The following is a 19,784-nucleotide window of genomic DNA, read 5'->3' as shown; positions in this document are numbered from 1 at the left end:
CGCCATCGCGCCTACTCGTTGTCGCGCCGCGGTGCCGCGGGCGACGGGCGCAGTCCGCCGCCCGCGCCGCCGCCGGCGGCCGGGTGCTCGGCCGACACGAAGGCATCGACGTGCGGCACTTCGCCGTGCAGCTTGAGCGGGCGATTGCCCGTGAGGCGCCGCAGCAGCACATAGAACACCGGCGTCAGGAACAGGCCGAAGGCGGTCACGCCGATCATTCCGGAGAACACCGCGATGCCCATCGCGCGCCGCATCTCGGCGCCGGCGCCGGTCGACAGCACCAGCGGCAGAACGCCCATCACGAAGGCCATCGAGGTCATCAGGATCGGCCGCAGGCGCAGCCGGCTGGCCTCGATCGCCGCCTGCAGCGGCGTGCGCCCGGCGAACTCCAGCTCGCGTGCGAACTCGACGATCAGGATCGCGTTCTTGGCCGACAGGCCGACCAGCACCATCAGCCCGATCTGCGTGAAGACGTTGTTGTCCCCGCCCGAGAGCCACACGCCGGTCATCGCGGCCAGGATCCCCATCGGCACGATCAGGATGATCGCCGCCGGCAGGGTCAGGCTCTCGTACTGCGCCGCCAGCACCAGGAACACCAGAAGGATCGCGAGCGGGAACACCCACAGCGCCGAATTGCCGGCCAGGATCTCCTGGTAGGTCAGCTCGGTCCATTCGAAGCCGATGCCCGGGGGCAGCGTCTCGGCCGCGATGCGCTCGATCGCCTCCTGCGCCTGGCCCGAGGAGAAGCCCGGCGCCGGACCGCCGTTGATGTCGGCCGCGAGGAAGCCGTTGTAGCGCATCGCGCGTTCCGGCCCGTAGCTGGGCTGGATGTTCATGAGGGCCGACAGCGGCACCATCTCGCCGCTGGCCGAGCGCACCTTGAGCAGGCCCACGTCCTCGGCCCGGGCGCGGTACGGCGCATCGGCCTGCACGCGCACGCTGTAGGTGCGGCCGAAACGGTTGAAGTCGTTCGCGTAGAGGCTGCCGAGATAGATCTGCATGGTGTCGAACACGTCGGTCACCGACACGCCGAGCTGGCGCGCCTTGGTACGGTCGATGTCGGCATAGAGCTGCGGCACGTTGACCTGCCAGCTGGTGAACATGCCTGCGAGCTCGGGTGTCTGGTAGGCCTTGGCCATGAAGGCCTTGACCGCACCGTCCATCGCCGCATAGCCCAGCGAGCCGCGGTCCTCCAGTTGCAGCTTGAAGCCGCCGGTCGTGCCGAGGCCCTGCACCGGCGGCGGCGGGAAGATCGCGATGAAGGCGTCCTGGATGCCCGCGAACTGCTGGTTGAGCTGGCCCGCGATGGCACCGGCGCTCAAGGCAGCCGTCTTGCGATCGTCGAAGTCCTTCAGGCTCACGAACACGATGCCGGAGTTCGAGCTGTTGGTGAAGCCGTTGATCGACAGCCCCGGGAAGGTGATCGCGTGCTCGACGCCCGGCTGCTTCAGCACGATGTCGTTCATCCGCCGCGTCACCTCTTCGGTGCGATCCAGTGTGGCGCCGTCGGGCAGCTGGGCGAAGCCGATCAGGTACTGCTTGTCCTGCGCCGGCACGAAGCCGCCGGGCACCGCCTTGAACAGGCCGAAGGTCAGGCCCACCAGCGCCAGGTAGATCACCATCATCAGCGCCTTGCGCGAGATCGCGCCCTTGACGCCCCTGCTGTAGCCCTCGGAGCCGCGATGGAACAGGCGGTTGAAGGCGCCGAAGAAGCGGCCGAAGACGCGGTCCATGCCACGCGTCAGCGCATCCTTGGGCGCATCGTGGCCGCGCAACAGCAAGGCGGCGAGCGCGGGCGAGAGAGTCAGCGAGTTGATCGCCGAGATCACGGTCGAGATCGCGATGGTCAGCGCGAACTGCTTGTAGAACTGCCCCGTGAGCCCGCTGATGAAGGCCAGTGGCACAAACACCGCCACCAGCACCAGCGCGATCGCGATGATCGGCCCCGACACCTCGCGCATCGCGCGGTAGGTGGCATCGCGCGGCGTCAGGCCGGCCTCGATGTTGCGCTCCACGTTCTCGACCACCACGATCGCGTCGTCGACCACGATACCGATCGCCAGCACCAGCCCGAACAGGCTCAGCGCGTTGATCGAGAAGCCGAACAGGTGCATCACCGCGAAGGTGCCGATGACCGAGATCGGCACCGCCAGCAGCGGAATGATCGATGCCCGCCAGGTCTGCAGGAACAGGATCACGACCAGCACCACCAGGGCGATGGCTTCCAGCAGCGTGTGGATCACCGATTCGATCGAGGCGCGCACGAACTGCGTCGGGTCGTAGACGATGCTGTAGTCGACGCCGTCGGGCATGTTCTTCTTGAGTTCGGCCATGGTGGCGCGAACGTCGTTCGAGATCTGGATCGCGTTCGAGCCCGGCGCCGCGAAGATCGGCACCGCCACGGCGTCCTTGTTGTCGAGCAGCGAGCGCAAGGCGTAGCTGGAGGCGCCGAGTTCGAGCCGCGCCACGTCGCGCAGCCGCGTCACTGCGCCGTCGCCGCCGGTCTTGACGATGATGTCGCCGAACTCGTCCTCGGTCTGCAGGCGGCCCTGGGCGTTGATCGAGATCTGCATGTCGACGCCCGAGAGGCCCGGCGAGGCGCCGACCACGCCGGCCGCGGCCTGCACGTTCTGCTCGCGAATGGCACGCACCACGTCGCTGGCCGACAGCCCGCGCTGCGCCACCTTCTGCGGGTCGAGCCAGACGCGCATCGAATAGTCGCCCGAGCCGAACAGCTGCACGTCGCCGACGCCCTGCACGCGCGCCAGGCGGTCCTTGACGTTCAGCACCGCGTAGTTGCGCAGGTAGGTCATGTCGTAGCGGCCGTTGGGCGACAGCAGGTGCACCACCATCGTGAGGTCGGGCGAGCTCTTGATGGTCGTGATGCCGAGCCGGCGCACCTCCTCGGGCAGCCGCGGCTCGGCCTGCGAGACGCGGTTCTGCACCAGTTGCTGGGCCTTGTCGGGGTCGGTGCCGAGCTTGAAGGTCACGGTCAGCGTCATGAGCCCGTCGGTGGTCGCCTGGCTGCCCATGTAGAGCATGCCCTCGACGCCGTTGATCGACTCCTCGAGCGGCGTCGCGACGGTCTCGGCGATCACTTTCGGATTGGCGCCCGGATAGTTGGCCCGCACCACCACCGAGGGCGGCACCACCTCGGGGTACTCGGAGATCGGCAGGCCGCGCAGCGCGATCAGGCCGGCGATCAGCATCAGCACCGACAGCACGCCGGCAAAGATCGGCCGGTCGATGAAGAACTTGGATAGATTCATGTCTTTTCTCCCACGAGCGGGATCAGGATTTCGCGGCTGCGACGCGCTGGGCCGCCTGCGGCACTTCGGCCTTGGCGTCCATGGTCACGGCCTGCGGCGCCACCAGTGCGCCCGGGCGGATGTGCTGCAGGCCGTTGACCACCACGCGCTCGCCGGCCTTCAGGCCCTTGGTCACGACGCGCAGGCCATTGACCGGGGCGCCCAGCGCCACTTCGCGGTACTCGGCCTTGTTGTCGGCACCCACGACCATCACGAACTTCTTGTTCTGGTCGGTGCCGACGGCCCGTTCGTTGACCAGCAGCGCCATGTCGTTGCGCGCCTGCCCCATGCGGATGCGGGCGAACTGGCCCGGGATCAGCGCGCCGTCGGCGTTGTCGAAGGCGGCGCGAACCCGCACCGTGCCGCTCTTGGCATCGACCTGGTTGTCGATCAGCTGAAGGCGGCCGGTGTAGGGCGTGCCGTCGCTGGCGGCGGTGCCCATCTGCACCGGGATGCCTTCGATGCGCCCGCGCGCGCTGGCGCCGCCGGGCAGGTCCTTCAGGGCCTTGACCACGATCTGCTCGTCGGCGTCGAAGCTCGCGTAGATCGGGCTCACCGAGACCAGCGTGGTCAGCACCGGCGCGCCCGGGCCCGCGGCCACAAGGTTGCCCACCGTCACTTCGAGCTTGCCGGTGCGACCGGAGACCGGCGCGCGCACCTGGGTGTAGCCCAGATTCAGGCGGGCGCTCTGCAGCGAGGCCTGCGCGGCACGCAAGTTGGCCTCGGCCTCGCGGCCGGCATTGCTGCGCTCGTCGAGCTCGCGCTGGGCGATCGCCTTCTCGTCCCACAGCCGGCGTGCGCGCTCCACTTCGCTGCGCGTGAAAGACACCCGGGCCTGGGCCGAGGCGACCTGTGCCTCGGCGCGCTCCACTTCGGCCGCGTACGGCGCCGGGTCGATGGTGATCAGCAGTTCGCCCTGCTTCACCAGCGCGCCTTCGCGAAAGTGCACGGCCTGCACCGCACCCGCGACCCGCGATCGCACGTCGACCCGCTCGACCGCTTCGAGCCGGCCCGAGAACTCGTCCCAGGTGTTGACTTCGGTCGCCGCCACGGTGGCCACCGAGACCGGCGTGGCCCGCGGCGTCGCCACCGCCGTGACGTCGTTGGCCTCGGCCTTGAGGCTGTGCAGGCCGAGCGCAGTGGCAGCGATCACCACCAGCGCCGTGACGCCGGTCACCGCCGGCCAGAGGCGGCGCCGCGCGAGGGAGGATTGTTGAGGCTTCGACATGATGAATGGTCCTTTTGGTGACTCTTGGAAAACACGGTGCCCTCCCGCGCGGGTGGCGCAGGACAGCGGGAAAAAAACGTTTGGGAGGCGAACGGCTTCGCCCGGCGGAGCTGCCGCCGTTCGGTTCGAGGTACCGTCACCCCTGGATCTGGAAGTCGCTCCGTGCGAGGGAGCTTTCAGCGCACCGCCGGCCGTGCGCCGTCGCTCAGTGCGGCGGGGGCGCCGCGCTGAAGAAGTCGCGGAAGTGCTTCTGCACCACCGCCTCGCAGGCCTTGCAGCCCGAACCTTCGGGCTCGTAGAGCGCCTCGGGCCAGTTGGCCGCGCCCGGCAGCACGCTGCTGGTGACCGCGATGCCGGCATCGGCGAGCCGGCGCGCGAAGCTCAGCGCCTCGTCGCGCATCGGGTCATCCTGGCCGACCAGCACCAGCGTCCGCGCCACCTCGGCCAGCCGCAGCGAACCGCCGGGCACCGCATACGGGTGCGTGGCATTGACCGGGCGCTTGAGGTACTCCTGCCAGCCCGAGGCCCACTTGCACTGCGTGGCGTCGCCGGTGGCCTTGCGCAGCGAGGCCGTGCCCGCGCAGGGGTCGAGCATCGGCGACAGCAGGATCTGGCCCGCCAGCGGCGGATGGGCCCGATCGCGCGCCATCAGCGCCACGGCCGCCGCCAGGTTGCCGCCGGCCTCCTCGCCCGCGAGGAACACCTGGGCGCCCTTCCCGGCCAGCTTGACGCGCTGCTTGTGAAGCCATTCCAGCGCCGCGAAGCCGACCTCGATCGGCTCCGGAAACGGCGCCTTGGGTGCCAGCGGGTAGTCGAGCGAAACGACCACCGCACCCGCGCCGGCCAGCAGCCGGGCCACGCTGCGGCCGTTGTCGAGGTCGCCGCAGACGAAGGTGCCGCCATGAAAATGCAGCACCAGCGGCACCGTGGCGCCCCGCGGCCGCACGCCGTACAGCCGGGCCGGCACCGGCTCCCGGTCCGGCAGTTCGATGCGGATGTCGGTTTCGGCCGCCTGCGCGGCAGCCGTGGCGGCTTCTGCGACAGGTGGCTGACTGGAACTGCTGGACATGGACGGCTTCGGTGGGTGGAAGATGAATGAAATATAAGTCGGGCCGGGGTTGCTTCAACGAGACACCGGACCCCACTCTGTTTCCATCCGGCTAACAATCGCGCCGGATGCCCGTGTGAGAATTCCGCTCCCCGAGGCATCCCGCCACCCCAGGAGCAAGCATAGATGGATCAGATCCAGGGCATGCGGATATTTGTCCGCGTCGTCGAAGCCGGTACGTTCACCCGCGCCGCGGATTCGCTCGGACTGCCCAAGGGCACGGTGACCAAGCAGATCCAGGCGCTCGAGTCGCGCCTGCACGTGAAGCTGCTCAACCGCACCACGCGGCGCGTCACCGTGACGCCTGACGGCGCCGCCTACTACGAGCGCACCGCCCGGCTGCTGAACGACTTCGACGACATCGAGGCCAGCATGACGAATGCGCAGGCCAATCCGACCGGGCGGCTGCGCATCGACGTCGGCTCGTCGATGGCCCGGCTGGTGATCCTGCCGGCGCTCGCCAGCTTCTGCGACCGCTACCCCGAGATCCAGGTCGACGTCGGCGTCAGCGACCGGGCGGTCGACCTGATCTCGGACAACGTGGACTGCGTGATCCGCGGCGGCGAACTCAGCGACCAGTCGCTGGTGGCGCGGCGCATCGGCAACCTGCCCTGGCTGACCGTGGCCTCGCCGGCCTATCTCAAGCGCTACGGCGAACCGCAGCATCCGCTGGACATCGAGAAGCGGCACCTGGTGGTGGGTTTCTTCTCGGGCAGCACCCGCCGCATGTACCCGGAGGAATTCCACCGGGGCGACGAGAAGTTCGAGATCTCGGGGCCCTACCGGGTCTCGGTCAACGACAGCAATGCCCACATGACTGCCGTGCTCGGCGGCTTCGGCTTGTCGCAGGTCATCACCTACATGGCGGAGCCCTACATCGCGAGCGGCGAGCTGGTGCGGATCATGCCGGAGTGGACCCGCCCGCCCCTTCCGGTGCACGTGGTGTATCCGCCGAACCGCCACCTGAGCGCCAAGGTCCGGGCCTTCGTCGACTGGGCGGCCGAGCTGTTCGCCAAGCACCCGCAGCTGCAGCGACTCTGAGAGTCAGCTGCGCGCGGCACGCCAGGCGCGCCCGAGCTGCTGCTGGCTGGCCGGCGGCAGCACGCCGAGGCGCAGCAGCCCCGGGAGCCCGAACGATGCCGTGTCGCGCAGCTTGATGCCTGCCTGCCTGAGCGCGGCGGCGCGCGCCGGCGTGTGGGCCACGTCCGGCTCGGCGCAGAAGAAATTGGCGACGCTGGGCAGGCAGCGCCAGCCCAGGCTGTCGCACAGCGCGAGCTGTTCGGCCTTCCAAATCCTGAGCTCGGCGATGCTCGCGGCCAGCCACTGCTGGGCCGCCTCGCCGGTCCAGGCTTCGAGCAGGGCCACGCCGTGCGCGCCCAGGGGCCAGGATGGCGCCAGCCGCGCGAGGCGTGCGCACAGGTCCTGTGCGGCCAGCGGGGCGATCGCGTACGCCGCCCGGATGCCCGTCAGGCCCATGGCCTTGTTGGGGGTCCAGAGCTGCCAGACGCGGTCACGCTGATCAGCGGTCAGGGTCGATGCACCCTCGAGGCGAAGCGGCTCGTAGGCCAGATCGAGCACGCAGGTCGCGCCGGAACCCAGCTGGCTCACCCATTGCACGAGGTTCTCCTGCGGCTGGCCCAACGGGCTGTCGGGCTCGCTGCACCACACCAGGTCGGCCGGGCCGTCGGCCGGCGCGGCCTGGAAATGCCATGCCTTGGCGGCACGCAGGTAGTCGCCGTAGCCGTGCGGCGGCAGCCGGACCCGCCCGCCGCCGCCCTGGGACACGGCCGCCGTGACGCGGCCGATGAATTCGCTGGCGCTGGCGGCGATCACGACGCGGCCCGCGTCGACACGATGAAAACCCGCCAGCCGCTCGCGCAGGCCCATGTAGTGCGGATCGGGATAGCGGCTGGCGTCCGCCAGCTGCAGCGCCTGAAGGGCCGCGGGGCACGGTCCGAAGCCGTTGCCGTTGGTCGAGAAGTCGTGCGGCGCGGCGCCCTGGGCGTCCGGCCCGCCGTGCATCAGTTCAAAGATTTCGGAGGCTGTCATTGCAGTTCCATCGGGGTCAGGCCGGCCAACGCGGCGGTTGCGCAAAGGCCGGCCAGCAGGACCGCGCGAGCGGCCCGCCGCGCCGCTCGCGCGGTGTCGGCGGCGGCAGGCGTCCGGCCCTGCGCATTGAGTACATAGATGCCGGGCTTGGCGAGGCGCACGCCCAGCTGCAGCGCCATCGCGGCCATGGGCCAGCCGCTGTTGGGCGACGGCGTCAGGCGGGCTTCGCGAAACACCGCCCGCGCGGCGCCGCCCGGCCCGCGCCCGGGCCAGCCGCAGAGCAGGAGCAAGGCCGTCAGGCGGGCGGGAACCCACGACAGCAGGTCATCGGCACGCGCGGCCCACTTGCCGGCCCACTCCCACTGCCGGCCGCCGCGTTCGCCGCGATAGCCCCACATGGCGTCCGCGGTGTTGGCAAAGCGATAGAGCGCCGCGCCCGGCAGCCCGAAAAGCACGAACCAGAAGAGCGGCGCCACCAGCGAGTCGTTGAGATTCTCGGCCAGCGACTCGATCGCGCTCTCGCGCACCCCGGCGGCGTCGAGCGACGACACCTCGCGGCTCACCAGCCGGGCCAGCTGCGCGCGGCCCTCGTCGAGCGAGCGGCCCAGCGCCGACTCGACCGCCATCACCTCGTCGCGCAGCATGCGCCAGGCCAGGAGCGGCTTGAGGACGATGCCGGCCAGCAGGATGCCCGCCCAGGCCGGCATCCGGTTCGCGGCCGCCTCGATCGCGCCGGCCGCAGCCAGCACCAGCGCGGCGCCGGCGCACCAGGCGATCGCGCCGCCGGCGAAGGCCGCGAGCCGGCGCGCCGGTGCACCGGCGGGCGGCGCGACCCGCTGGCCGATCCAACCCAGGTAGCGGCCGATCCAGACCACCGGGTGCCAGCGCAGCGGCGGCTCGCCGAGCCACCGGTCGATGGCCAGCGCCAGCCAGAGCACCGCGATCGGGATCAATCCTCGATGCCCCGCTGCGCGGGAATGCCGGCCTTGAAGGCGTGCTTGACCAGCTGCATCTCGGTCACGGTATCGGCCAGCTCGACGATCTCGGGCGGGCAGCGGCGGCCGGTGAGCACGACGTGGACCGCCTTCGGCCGCGCGCGAAGCGTGTCGAGCACGCCCTCCAGCGGCAGCCAGCCGTAGATCAGCGGGTAGGTGATCTCGTCCAGGACGACGAGGAAATGCGCGCCCGAGAGAATCGCTGCGCGCGCCCTCTCCCAGCCATCGCGCGCCAGCTGCGCGGAGTGCTCGTGGTCCTGGCTCTTCCAGCTGAAGCCGTCGCCGAGGCCTTCGATCGGAATGCCGAGCTGCTCGAACATCCGGTGCTCGCCGAAGCGCGCCGACGGCACTTTCATGAACTGGTAGATCTTCACGGCCTTGCCGCGGCCATGGGCTCGCAGGGCCAGCCCGAACGCGGCCGTGCTCTTGCCCTTGCCGTCGCCGGTGTTGACGATCACGAGGCCGCGGCGCTCGCCCTCCGGCTTCTCGTACGGCTTCTCGCTGGGCGCTGTCTCGATCTGCATGCTTCTCCTGATGAATCTAGTGCGGCACGGCCAGCCACTGGCCGGCCACGTGGTGAAGGGCGACCCGGTGGTCGAAGACGGTCTCGAGCGCCCGGTGCGTCGCGGCATCGCCGCAGGCGCCGTGGTGCAGCACGCGGCCGCCGGCCATCACGACCATCGCGTCGGCCGCGAGCGCCGCGTTGAGTTCATGCAGCACGCTGACCACGGTCCGGCCCTCGGCCACCAACGCGCGCACGGTCCGCATCCAGTCGGCCTGGTGCGGCGGATCGAGGTTGGCGAGCGGCTCGTCCATGAGCAGCAGCTCGGCCTCGACCGCCAGCGCACGCGCCAGCAGCACCCGCTGCCTCTCGCCGCCCGACAGCTGGCCGAGCGGCCGCTCGCGCCACTCCCAGGCCTGGGTGCTGCGCAAGGCCCGCTCGACCGCCGCGCGATCGGCCTCGCTCGGCGCGGCCAGCCAGCGCTGGTGCGGCAGGCGGCCGAGCATCGCGACGTCGTAGACCGTCAGATCGTCGGCGCTGCCCTCGCCCGCCCCGCCCTGGCCCAGCCAGGACAGCCGCCGCGCGCGTGCGCGGCCGGGCAGCGCCTTCAGCGGCTGGCCCTCGACGCGCACTTCACCGGCGTGCGGCAAGAGGCCGGCGAGCACCTTGAGCAAGGTCGACTTGCCCGCCCCGTTGGGGCCGACGATGCTGGTCCAGCGCCCGGCCGCCAGCGACAGGTCGATGCCATGCAGCACCTCGGCCAGGCCGAGCCGGGCCGAGACGCCGCGCGCTTCGAGCGCAGCCGGGTCCAGCGCGGCGAGCGAAGTCAAAGCCCACCCCGCGCGCTGCGCCGATGCATCAGCCACAGCAGATAGGTGCCGCCGAGCACCGCGGTCAGCACGCCGACCGGCAGTTCCTGCGGCGCGACCAGCCAGCGGGCCAGCAGGTCGGCCGCCATCAGCAGCAGCCCGCCCATCGCGGTCGACAGCAGGATCAGCCGCGCATGAGTGGTCTTGACCGCCGAGCGCACGAGGTGCGGCGCCGCCAGCCCGACGAAGGCGATCAGGCCGGTCTGCGCCACGGCGGCGCCGGTCGCCAATGCCAGCACCGCCACCAGCGCCGCGCGCATCGCGCCGAGCGGCAGCCCGAGACTGGCGGCGGTCGCCTCGCCGAGCGCAAGGCCGTCCAGCACCGGCGCCAGCGCCCATCCGAGCAGCAGGCAGACGGCGCCGAGCGCGCCCATCACCGCGCAGGCGCTCCAGCCGACCAGGCCGGTGCTGCCGAGCATGAAGCCCTGGATCGCCTGCAGGATGTCGGTCGAGGCGATGGTCAGCAGGTCCTTGGCGGCGCCGAGCACCACGCCGACGATCACGCCCGCCAGCAGCAGCCGCAGCGTCTGCTGCACGCCGCGCGCAAGCATCAGGGTCAGCAGCACCGCCAGCACCGCCCCGAGGAAGGCCGCGCCGGTGAGCCCGAGCCGCACCACCCATTGGGTGCTGGTCGGCGACAGGCCGAACAGCCAGAGCGCCAGCGCGACGCCGAGCGAGGCGCCCGAGGCGCTCCCCAGCAGGTAGGGATCGGCCAGCGGATTGCGGAACAGCCCCTGCGCGACCGCGCCCGCCAGCCCGAGCAGCGCGCCCGCGAACCAGGCGCCGAGCGTGCGCGGCAGGCGGATGTCGCGCACGATCTGCAGCGCCACCGGATCGTCGGCCGCCGCCAGCAGGTTCTCGAAACCGGTGCTGCCGATGCCGGCTCCGAGCAGCAGCAGCGCGGCGGCCGCCAGCAGCAGTGCGATGCCCAGCAGCAGCGCGCGACGATGCTCGCCCTTCACCGACGCTCCAGCAGGCAGTCGGCCATCAGGCGCGCCGCCTCGCCCATGCGCGGCCCGGGCCGGACCAGCACGTCGGATTGCTCGGCCGTGAAGCGGCAGATGCGGCCCTCGCGAACGGCCTTGATGCGGCTCCAGCCCGGCCGCTGCTCCAGGCCCTGGGCGCTGCGTTCGCCGACCATGATCAGGTCGGGATCGGCGCGCACCACGAACTCGGGATTGAGTTTCGGGAACGGGCCGAGCGCGGCCGGCACGATGTTCCGGGCGCCCAGCCGCGCCAGCGTCTCGCCGATGAAGGAGGCCTCGCCGGCGGCATAGGGAGCGCTGTTGATCTCGAAGTAGACGCGCGTGCGCTTCACGCTTTCAGGCAGCGACTGCGCCGCCGCCGACACGCTGGCGTCGATCGCGCGCCAGACCGTCTGAGCGTCGCCCGCGCCCACGCCCAGCACCTTGGCGAGCGCGTCCAGCACGCGCCGGACGTCGGCATGGTTCTTCGGTTCCAGCACCACCACCTTGAGGCCGAGCGCCTCGAGCCGCTCTGTGACCCGCGACGACTTCGCCAGCAGCACCAGGTCGGGCTTGAGCGCGACGATGGCCTCGACATTGGGGTCGATGCCGCCGCCCGCCTGCGGCAGTCCGCGCACCGATGCCGGCCAGTTCGAATAGCGGTCGACGCCGACCAGCCGATCGCAGGCGCCGAGCGCGCAGACCGATTCGGTCAGCGACGGCAGCAGGGTCACGATGCGCTGGGGCGGCTTCGGCAGGTCGACGGCGGCGCCGCGCTCGTCGGTCACGACGAGCGCCTGGGCCGCCAGCGCGAACGCCAGCGGCAGTGCGCAGAGCGCAAGCCTGGCCAACAGCTTCATGAAGCGTCCTTCAAGCTCAGCGGCAGCCCGGCCGCCATCAGCGTGACCCGCTCGCAGGCCGCGGCGACCTGCTGGTTCAGCAGGCCCAGCCGGTCGACGAAGGCACGAACCTCCCGTCCCAGCGGGATGACGCCGAGGCCGATCTCGTTGCCGACCACCACCAGCGGCCCGGGCGCATCGGCGATCGCGCCCAGCAGTTCGTCCACCGCGCGGTCGACCGGCAACGGCAGGCGCGACGCGCCCGAAGGCATCATCAGGTTGGTCAGCCACAAAGTCAGGCAATCGACCAGCACCAGCGTCTCGGCAGCACCCTGCTCGCGGATCGCCTGTGCCAGCGCGACCGGCTCCTCGACCGTGGCGAGGGCCGGCACCCGCGCCGCGCGATCCTCGCGATGGCGGGTGACGCGCGCCAGCATCTCTTCGTCCAGGGCCCGCGCGGTCGCGACCAGCACCGCGCGGTGCGACGACGAGCGCGCCAGCCACGCCGCGGCCAGTTGCTCGCCGCGGCGCGACTTGCCGCTCTTCTGACCCCCCAGGATCAGTTCGCGACGGGCGATGCTCATTGCTTCGGTTGCCACCGCAAGGTCAGGTAGGCGCCGAATCCGGCCTGGTTGTAGCCATAGGCCGTCTCGTAGTGTTCATCGGTCAGGTTGGTGATGCGGCCCTGCACCGACCAGTCCTTGGCAAAGCGGTAGTCCACATAGAGATCGATCGTGGTGTAGGCGCCCAGTGTGCGCGTGTTCGCCGCGTCGTCAAAGCGGCTGCCCACGCTCAGCGCCGAGGCGCCGAGCTTCCAGGGCCCGGTCGTGTAGTCGATCGCCAGCGTCGTCTGGTTCTTCGCCCGGCGCGGCAACTGCTTGCCGGTGACCTCGTTGCGCGGATCGAGCGAGTCGTAGCTGGCATGCAGGCCCAGGCCGTCGAACTGGCCGTCGTAGCTCAGCGTGCCGCCGGTGATGCGCGCCTCGGGGATGTTCTGCGGCAGCGTGGTGTTGGTGATGAAGCCCTGGATCTTGTTGTCGTAGCCGACCAGCTTGACGGTGTGGGCGCCTTCGGTCCAGGTGATGCTGGCATCGGTGTTCTTGCCCTCCTCGGGCAGCAGCGCCGGATTGCCGAAGCCCGGGAAGTACAGCTGGTTGAACGACGGCGCCGCGAAGCTGGTGCCCTGCGACAGGCTCACGCGCCAGTTCTGCGTGATTCGGTAGGCGTAGCCGGCGTACCAGGTGTCGGCGTCCCCGAACTGAGAATTGCTGTCGTGCCGCCCGCTGAGCTGCCAGCTGTGGGCGCCGGCATTGCCGTTCAGGCCGACGAAGCCGGAGTCGATGGTGCGGTCGGTCACCGTGTACTTCGTGTCGCTCTTGACATCCTGCTCGCGCCGCTCGAGACCGGCCACCACGGTGCCGATCGGGGTCACGATGTCGTTCTGCCAGAGGTACTGGTCCTGCGTCGTGTCGAACAGGCCCGGCAGGTTGAACGGCGCCGCCACGATCGCACGCGAGTAGTCCTCGCTGCGCGCGTAGCGCAGCTGCGTGGTCCAGTTGGACAGCACGCGGCCATTGACGCCCAGATAGCCGTTCTGGGTCCTGAGGATGCCGCGGGTGTCGCGCCCCGGGCCGTCGTCGTAGTGGTTCAGGCCATCGGCATACAGCATGCCGGCCTCGACCTTCCAGTCCGGATTGAACTGGTAGCCGAGCGACGCGTTGGCACCGGTCTGCGAGAACGGATCGCGGTCGGCATTGAAATTGCCGAACTGCACATTGCGGTTGGTCGCCGAGAAGCTGTCGACCAGCGTCCGCGTGACGTCGAGCGAATAGGTCGCGGCGCCCGCAGCACCGCTGAAGCCGCCGGTGATCTGCTTGTACTGGTCGCTGCCGATGGTGGTCGAGGCCCGCGGGTTGAACACGGTCTCGCCCGGTGCCGCCTTGCGCGTGAAGATCTGCACCACGCCGCCGACACCGTCGCTGCCGTAGATCGCCGAGGCCGGCCCCTTGACCACCTCGATGCGGTCGATCAGTTCGACCGGGATGTTCTCCCAGACCGGCGTGCCGAGCGTCGCCGAGCTGTAGCGCACGCCATCGATCAGGAAGATCGTGTGGCGCGCTTCGGCGCCGCGGATGAACACGCTGCTGCCCTTGCCCAGCCCGCCGTTGGCGGAGATCTGCACGTTGGCCATGCGCGCCAGGATCTCGGGCAGGGTGCGGCTCGCCTGCTGCTCGATCTGGGCCCGCTCGATCACCACCGTGTCCGACACCAGTTCATCGGCACGCGTGGCGACGCGGGTGGCGGTCACCACCATTTCGGGCAGCGCGGGAGCCGCGGCCTCCTGCGCCGAGGCCAGCGTGGGCAGGCCGGCAAGGCCGGCCATCAGGGTGGCGACCGCCATCGGGACGGCATGGGCACGCGCAGGCGGGCACGGTAAAGCGCTGCGGTGGGCAGGAGCGGAAGAAGCGCAGATTTTCATGGGAGCGACAAAAGATAACTGCCCTTTGCCGGCTTCCCCGCCGGCGCATGGACGCCATGGCCACCGTCATGCTTCAAGCCATGCGGCGGCCGCCTCGTTGGCCGGTATCCGGGCTGGCAGCGCGACCCTCGCCGCCTTCCCAGGCGCCTGTTTCAGGGCGCCCAGTGGCTGATTGACGAGGGCGGCATCCGAGGATGCCGGCTGCTTGACCGTTGCGGGGGCAGCGCAGGCTGGCTCGACCCGATGGGCTTTGCCTCCTGCTTCCCGTTGAACTGCGACGCGTGAACCGCGGCGCGAGCACCAACGCGCGGAATTGTAGGGTTTGTTGGCATATGCCTTGCGCGCTGGGCGGCAAACGCGCCGGCGCCGGTAACTACAATCGCCCTCCATGCCTGCACCGAGCCGTATTGACCAGATCGCCGAGCGCGTCGAACGCCTGCTCGTGCGCCATGAGGAAGTACAGCGCACCAATGCGCTTCTCCAGGACCAGGTCGACGCGCTCACGCGCGAACGCGACACCCTCAAATCGCGGCTTGCCGCGGCGCGCACGCGGCTCGACGCCCTGCTCGACCAACTGCCCGCCGATCCCGGCCAAGACGCCAGCGCTCCCTGATGAAACAAATCGAAGTCCAGATCATGGGCCAGAGCTACCTGCTCGGCTGCCCCGAAGGCGGCGAAGCGCAACTGCGCGAAGCGGTCGAACGCGTCGATGCCGCGATGTGCAAGATCCGCGATGCCGGCAAGGTCAAGGCGCGCGACCGCATCGCCGTCCTGGCCTCGCTGAACCTGGCTTTCGACCTGGTGCAGCGCGAAGCCGAACCGGCGCCCGCCCCCCCATCGGCACCGGCGACCGACGCCACCGAGGACGACGCCCGTTGCGCCCAACTCGTCCAGCGCCTCGACCAGGCCCTCGCCGGCGACGGACATTTGCTCTGACATTGGCCGCAAGGCCGGCGGCGGGCGTAAAATACGCTTCGTCTGCGGTGCGAGGCCGGACTCTATATTTCCTTGTACCAATGCTCTACGGAGCGGGGCTTGGAATATCGCCTGGCAGGTGTGATCATCTCGCGTCAGATGAACCCGAAGCCTTGCTGACCTCGCCCACCTGAACCCTGGTTCAGGATGCGGGTCCGGCTCACACTCGCAGACACCCTTTCCCTGACAGCCACGGCCCCGTGACGGGCGCCGTGGCTTTTTTCTGGATTTCTGCGAATGTTGATCGAACCCCTGTTGATCGCCGAACTCGCGCTGCTCGGCGTCGGCACCGGATTCCTCGCCGGCCTGCTCGGCATTGGCGGCGGCATGCTGATGGTGCCTTTCATCACGATCATCCTCGGCCACCGCGGCGTCGCTGCCGACCTGTCGGTCAAGATGGCGATCGCGACCTCGATGGCGACCATCATCTTCACTTCGATCTCGAGCGTGCGCGCCCATCGCAAGCGCGGCGCGGTGCGCTGGGACATCGTCCGACGGCTGGCGCCCGGCATCGTGATCGGCAGCCTGATCGGCAGCCTCGGCGTCTTCAGCCTGCTGAAGGGCACCGCGCTGGCCATCTTCTTCGCGCTCTTCGTCGGCTTCTCGGCGACCCAGATGTTCCTCGACAAGAAGCCCAAGCCCACGCGCCAGATGCCGGGCACCGCGGGCCAGTTCGGCGCCGGCGGCGCGATCGGCTTCATCTCCGGCCTGGTCGGTGCCGGCGGCGGCTTCATCAGCGTGCCCTTCATGACCTGGTGCAACGTCGCGATCCACAACGCGGTCGCCACCAGCGCCGCGCTGGGCTTCCCGATCGCGGTCGCCAACGTGGTCGGCTACGTGGCCAGCGGCCAGTCGGTGCAGAACCTGCCGGCCGGCTCCTTCGGCTACATCTGGCTGCCGGCGCTGGCGGTGATCGCGGTCTGCAGCTTCATCGTCGCGCCGCTGGGCGCACGCGCCGCCCACAGCCTGCCGGTCAGCAAGCTCAAGCGCATCTTCGCGAGCATCCTCTACCTGCTGGCCGCCTACATGCTCTGGAAGGGGCTGCGCGGCTGAGCGGGTCGGGCGGATTCCCCCCGCCCTTTGACCTGAATCAAACAGGCCTGGACGGCCGTTGTATTAAGCTCCCGATGGTCCAACCACAGGAGCCATCATGTTCAAGCGAATCCTGGTCGCCACCGACGGCTCGCCGTTGTCCAAGAAGGCCGTGGCCAGCGCCATCGCGCTGGCGGCACAGAACGGTGCAGAGCTGGTCGCCCTGACCGTGGTGCCGCGCTACCCCACCAACTACTTCGACGGCGCCGCGGTCTTCACGCCCGAGGACATCGGGCGCATCGAGAAGCAATGGGCCGAGGCGGCGCAGGCCACGCTCGACGAGATCGCCGCGCAGGCACAGGCCAGCGGGGTCAAGATCCAGACCACGACCGTCAGCGCCGATCTGGTCGGCGACGCCATCGTCGCCGCCGCCAAGAAGCACGAGAGCGACATGATCGTGATGGCCTCGCACGGCCGCCAGGGCATCAAGCGGCTGCTGCTGGGCAGCGAGACCCAGCATGTGCTGACCCATTCGGATCTGCCGGTCTTGGTCCTGCGCTGAGTCCGGTTTATAACCACGGCACGCGGTCCGTTCACCGCGCACAAGAGAAACATCGAGAGGCTACGCATGAAGATCCTGATCGCCGTCGACGGCAGCGCCCATACGCAAAAGGCGCTCGACTACCTGGCGAAGCATCGCAGCATGTTCCTGGACGGCAACCAGCTGGTGGTGGTGCACGTGTGCGTCGGCGTTCCCGGCCATGTCACGCGCCACCTGAGCAAGGAGATCGTGCAGGACTACTACGCCGAGGAAACGTCCAAGGTCATCGAGCCGGTCAAGGCGGCACTGGCGAAGGCCGGCATCACCGGCTACACCGTCGACCAGCGCCACGGCCACGCCGCCGAGGAGATCCTCAAGGCCGCCAATGCGAACGGCGTCGAACTGATCGTGATGGGCACGCACGGCCACGGCCTTTTCGGCCGCGCGCTGATGGGCTCCGTCGCCACCAAGGTGGTGGCCGAGACCGACATCTCCGTGCTGCTGGTCCAGTAGCGCGCAAGCGCCTCAGGCCGGCGGCGCGCCGCCGGCCGCATGGGCGAACAATGCCTTGTGCTGCTCCCTGAGCAGCGCCTTCTGCACCTTGCCCATGGCATTGCGCGGCAGTTCGGGCACCACGAAGCAGCGCTTCGGGATCTTGAAGTTGGCGAGCTTCGCCTTGAGTTCGGCAATGATCGCGTCGCCATCGACGACCGCACCGGCCCGGGCCGTGACGATCGCCACGCCGACCTCGCCGAAGTCGGCGTGCGGCACGCCGACGATGGCGCTCTCGGCCACCCCCGCCAACTCGTTGATATAGCCTTCGATCTCGGCCGGATAGACGTTGTAGCCGCCGCTGATGATCAAGTCCTTGCTGCGTCCGACGATCGTGACGTAGCCCAGTCCATCGAACTTGCCGACGTCGCCGGTCTTGAAGAAGCCATCCGGGGTGAACTCTTCGCGGGTCTTCTCCGGCATGCGCCAATAGCCGGCGAACACGTTCGGCCCGTCGACTTCGATGCGGCCGATCTCGTCGGTCGGGCACGCCGCGCCGGCGTCGTCGCGCACGCGCAGCTGCACCCCCGGCAGCGGGAACCCGACGGTGCCGCCGCGGCGCTCGCCCTGCACCGGGCTGTAGGGATTGGAGGTGAGCATGGCGGTCTCGCTCATGCCGTAGCGCTCGAGGATGGTGTGGCCCGTGCGCTGGCGCCAGGCGTTGAAGGTGTCGATCAGCAGCGGCGCCGAACCCGAGATGAAGACGCGCATGTTGCGGCAGGCCTTGCGCGTCAGGCCGCGCTCGGCCAGCATGCGCACGTAGAGGGTCGGCACGCCCATGAAGACGCTGGCCTCGGGCAGCCGCGCGACCACGCGTGCCGGGTCGAAGCGGTTGAGCCAGATCATCCGGCTGCCGCTGATCAGCGCCCCGTGGATCGCGACGAAGAGCCCGTGCACATGGAAGATCGGCAGCGCGTGGATCAGCACGTCGCCGCTGCGCCAGCCCCAGTAGTCCTTCAGCACTTCGGCGTTCGACGACAGATTGCGGTGCGTCAGCATCGCGCCCTTGCTGCGGCCGGTGGTGCCGCTGGTGTAGAGGATGGCGGCGAGATCGTCCTCCTGCTTCGCGGCGACCGCATGCCGGTCGCTGCACTGCGCCGCCACTTCGAGCAGGGTGCCGCTGCGGTCGTCGTCGAGGGTGAAGACATGGCGGGTGCCCGCCGCGGTCGCGATAGCGCCCACCCACGAGGCGTTGCCGCTGCTGCAGACCACCACGGCCGGCTCGGCATTGCCGATGAAGTACTCGATCTCGGCGCCCCGGTAGGCGGTGTTGAGCGGCAGGAAGACATAGCCCGCGCGCAGGGTCGCGAGGTACAGCATCATGGCCTCGACCGACTTCTCGACCTGGACCGCGATGCGGGCGCCCTTCTCTAAACCCAGCGCGTCGAGCAGGTTGGCGATCATCGCGCTGGCGCGATCGAGGTCGCGCCACGAATAGAACAGGCCGTCGTCGGTCTCGACGGCGATGGCGTCGAGGTCGGAGGGAAAAGCCGCGCGCAGCACGGCATAGAGATTGGCGTTGGCAGTGTCGGTCATGTCGATGTCGAAATCAGAAGCTCGGCGTCCGCTTGTCGAGGAAGGCGGCGATGCCTTCGCGGTGCTCGGCGGAGTCGGCGTAATCGTAGGCGCTCGCCACCAGCGGCGCGGCCGCCTGCTGCGCGCCGGCTTGCCGCAAGGCGGCGAAAGTGGCCTTGTTGAGGCGGGCGGCCGTGGGCGCCAGCGTCGCGATCCGGCGCGCATGCGCCAGCACCGCTGCCTCCAGGTCGGCGTCGGGCAGCAGGCTCAGCAGGAAGCCGGCCTCCAGCAGGCGCTGCGCGCCGTGGATGCCGGCGGCCAGCAGCATGTCGCGCGCCAGCGCGTCGCCGATCGCGCCCTGCACCAGCGCCGCCTCGCGCGGCGCCATCGGGAATCCGAGCTTGGCGATCGGCGCGCCGAACTTCGCCGATGCGGCGGACAGGCGGATGTCGCAGCAGCTCGCGATCTCGAGCCCTGCGCCCATGCAGGCCCCTTCGATGCGGGCCACCAGCGGCAGCTCACACGCCAGCATCGCCGCCAGCGCGGCCCAGACCTCGTCCTCGTGGAACGCCCGCAGGCGGGCGACATCGAAACGGAACGAAGGGTATTCGGAGATGTCGCCGCCGGCGCAGAAGGCGCCGCCCTCCCCGCCGACGATCACGCAGCGCAGCGCCGGCATGCGGGCCAGCCGCTCGAAGGCTTCTCGCAGTTCGCGCCACATGCCGCGCGTCATCGCGTTGAGCCGGCCGGGATTCGACAGGGTGACGAAGGCCAGCGGCCCCTCGAAGTGCAGGGAGATCGAAGCAGTCATGCGATCCCCCACGCTC

19 protein-coding genes and 1 riboswitch are annotated in these 19,784 nt (G+C 69.8%); of the genes, 6 read left to right on the top strand and 13 right to left on the bottom strand.

Annotated elements, in window-relative coordinates:
- Positions 1-11: 11 nt before the first annotated feature.
- The 3 genes from QTI45_RS04615 to QTI45_RS04605 form a co-directional block, all read right to left on the bottom strand.
- Entirely contained in the window at positions 12-3,269 is a 3,258-nt protein-coding gene (locus tag QTI45_RS04615; protein WP_286367573.1) for an efflux RND transporter permease subunit, read from the bottom strand.
- Positions 3,270-3,291: 22 nt separating this feature from the next.
- The gene (locus QTI45_RS04610) at positions 3,292-4,536 is read right to left on the bottom strand and encodes an efflux RND transporter periplasmic adaptor subunit (protein ID WP_286653632.1); all 1,245 of its coding nucleotides are present in this window, start codon (positions 4,534-4,536) and stop codon (positions 3,292-3,294) included.
- Positions 4,537-4,741: 205 nt separating this feature from the next.
- Positions 4,742-5,605 (bottom strand): alpha/beta hydrolase, encoded by an 864-nt coding sequence (locus tag QTI45_RS04605; RefSeq protein ID WP_286653631.1) that lies wholly within the window; start codon positions 5,603-5,605, stop codon positions 4,742-4,744.
- Between the two features lie 165 nt (positions 5,606-5,770).
- On the opposite strand from QTI45_RS04605, the gene QTI45_RS04600 reads away from it, so the two are divergent.
- Positions 5,771-6,685: a LysR family transcriptional regulator gene (locus QTI45_RS04600; RefSeq protein WP_286367570.1), complete on the top strand. Its 915-nt coding sequence runs from the start codon at positions 5,771-5,773 to the stop codon at positions 6,683-6,685.
- Between the two features lie 3 nt (positions 6,686-6,688).
- Here the strand turns inward: QTI45_RS04600 and QTI45_RS04595 are convergent, their stop codons facing one another.
- From QTI45_RS04595 to QTI45_RS04560, 8 genes are all read right to left on the bottom strand, one after another.
- Positions 6,689-7,693 (bottom strand): aminotransferase class I/II-fold pyridoxal phosphate-dependent enzyme, encoded by a 1,005-nt coding sequence (locus QTI45_RS04595; RefSeq protein WP_286653630.1) that lies wholly within the window; start codon positions 7,691-7,693, stop codon positions 6,689-6,691.
- Positions 7,690-8,646 (bottom strand): adenosylcobinamide-phosphate synthase CbiB, encoded by a 957-nt coding sequence (gene cbiB, locus QTI45_RS04590; protein WP_286653629.1) that lies wholly within the window; start codon positions 8,644-8,646, stop codon positions 7,690-7,692. The genes QTI45_RS04595 and cbiB overlap by 4 nt, the downstream gene beginning before the upstream one ends.
- Complete coding sequence (gene cobO, locus QTI45_RS04585; RefSeq protein ID WP_286367567.1) at positions 8,643-9,212, bottom strand: cob(I)yrinic acid a,c-diamide adenosyltransferase; 570 nt, start codon at positions 9,210-9,212, stop codon at positions 8,643-8,645. Before cobO ends, cbiB begins: the two co-directional genes overlap by 4 nt.
- Before the next feature lie 16 nt (positions 9,213-9,228).
- Positions 9,229-9,945, bottom strand: a complete 717-nt coding sequence (locus QTI45_RS04580; protein WP_444813252.1) for an ABC transporter ATP-binding protein — start codon at positions 9,943-9,945, stop codon at positions 9,229-9,231.
- A 71-nt stretch (positions 9,946-10,016) separates the two neighbouring features.
- Positions 10,017-11,021, bottom strand: coding sequence for a FecCD family ABC transporter permease (locus tag QTI45_RS04575; protein ID WP_286653628.1), 1,005 nt, complete (start codon positions 11,019-11,021; stop codon positions 10,017-10,019).
- A complete protein-coding gene (locus tag QTI45_RS04570; protein ID WP_286653627.1) occupies positions 11,018-11,884 on the bottom strand; it encodes an ABC transporter substrate-binding protein in 867 nt (288 codons plus the stop codon). Before QTI45_RS04570 ends, QTI45_RS04575 begins: the two co-directional genes overlap by 4 nt.
- Complete coding sequence (locus tag QTI45_RS04565) at positions 11,881-12,447, bottom strand: bifunctional adenosylcobinamide kinase/adenosylcobinamide-phosphate guanylyltransferase (RefSeq protein ID WP_286367565.1); 567 nt, start codon at positions 12,445-12,447, stop codon at positions 11,881-11,883. The genes QTI45_RS04570 and QTI45_RS04565 overlap by 4 nt, the downstream gene beginning before the upstream one ends.
- The gene (locus tag QTI45_RS04560) at positions 12,444-14,264 is read right to left on the bottom strand and encodes a TonB-dependent receptor domain-containing protein (RefSeq protein WP_286653626.1); all 1,821 of its coding nucleotides are present in this window, start codon (positions 14,262-14,264) and stop codon (positions 12,444-12,446) included. The genes QTI45_RS04565 and QTI45_RS04560 overlap by 4 nt, the downstream gene beginning before the upstream one ends.
- A gap of 160 nt (positions 14,265-14,424) precedes the next feature.
- Positions 14,425-14,661, bottom strand: a riboswitch (cobalamin riboswitch).
- Between the two features lie 69 nt (positions 14,662-14,730).
- On the opposite strand from QTI45_RS04560, the gene QTI45_RS04555 reads away from it, so the two are divergent.
- The 5 genes from QTI45_RS04555 to QTI45_RS04535 all read left to right on the top strand — a co-directional run bounded on the left by QTI45_RS04555 (position 14,731) and on the right by QTI45_RS04535 (position 17,403).
- A complete protein-coding gene (locus tag QTI45_RS04555) occupies positions 14,731-14,955 on the top strand; it encodes a DUF904 domain-containing protein (RefSeq protein WP_286367563.1) in 225 nt (74 codons plus the stop codon).
- Positions 14,955-15,278 carry a cell division protein ZapA gene (locus QTI45_RS04550; RefSeq protein ID WP_286367562.1) on the top strand — a complete coding sequence of 108 codons (324 nt, stop codon included), beginning with the start codon at positions 14,955-14,957 and terminating at the stop codon, positions 15,276-15,278. Before QTI45_RS04555 ends, QTI45_RS04550 begins: the two co-directional genes overlap by 1 nt.
- A gap of 276 nt (positions 15,279-15,554) precedes the next feature.
- A complete protein-coding gene (locus tag QTI45_RS04545) occupies positions 15,555-16,370 on the top strand; it encodes a sulfite exporter TauE/SafE family protein (protein WP_286653625.1) in 816 nt (271 codons plus the stop codon).
- A gap of 97 nt (positions 16,371-16,467) precedes the next feature.
- Entirely contained in the window at positions 16,468-16,911 is a 444-nt protein-coding gene (locus tag QTI45_RS04540) for a universal stress protein (RefSeq protein ID WP_286367560.1), read from the top strand.
- Between the two features lie 66 nt (positions 16,912-16,977).
- Positions 16,978-17,403: a universal stress protein gene (locus QTI45_RS04535; protein ID WP_286367559.1), complete on the top strand. Its 426-nt coding sequence runs from the start codon at positions 16,978-16,980 to the stop codon at positions 17,401-17,403.
- A 12-nt stretch (positions 17,404-17,415) separates the two neighbouring features.
- Here QTI45_RS04535 and QTI45_RS04530 read toward each other — a convergent pair whose 3' ends face one another.
- Together QTI45_RS04530 and QTI45_RS04525 are read right to left on the bottom strand one after the other, a co-directional pair.
- A complete protein-coding gene (locus QTI45_RS04530) occupies positions 17,416-18,978 on the bottom strand; it encodes a malonate--CoA ligase (RefSeq protein ID WP_286653624.1) in 1,563 nt (520 codons plus the stop codon).
- Between the two features lie 13 nt (positions 18,979-18,991).
- Complete coding sequence (locus QTI45_RS04525) at positions 18,992-19,768, bottom strand: enoyl-CoA hydratase/isomerase family protein (protein WP_286653623.1); 777 nt, start codon at positions 19,766-19,768, stop codon at positions 18,992-18,994.
- Positions 19,769-19,784 lie beyond the last annotated feature (16 nt).

Origin of the sequence: Variovorax saccharolyticus (assembly GCF_030316765.1) — a bacterium.
Taxonomy (GTDB): Bacteria; Pseudomonadota; Gammaproteobacteria; order Burkholderiales; family Burkholderiaceae_C; genus Variovorax; species Variovorax saccharolyticus.
The sequence above is the reverse complement of the archived record's forward strand: the minus strand, read 5'-3'. Positions and strand labels throughout refer to the sequence as shown.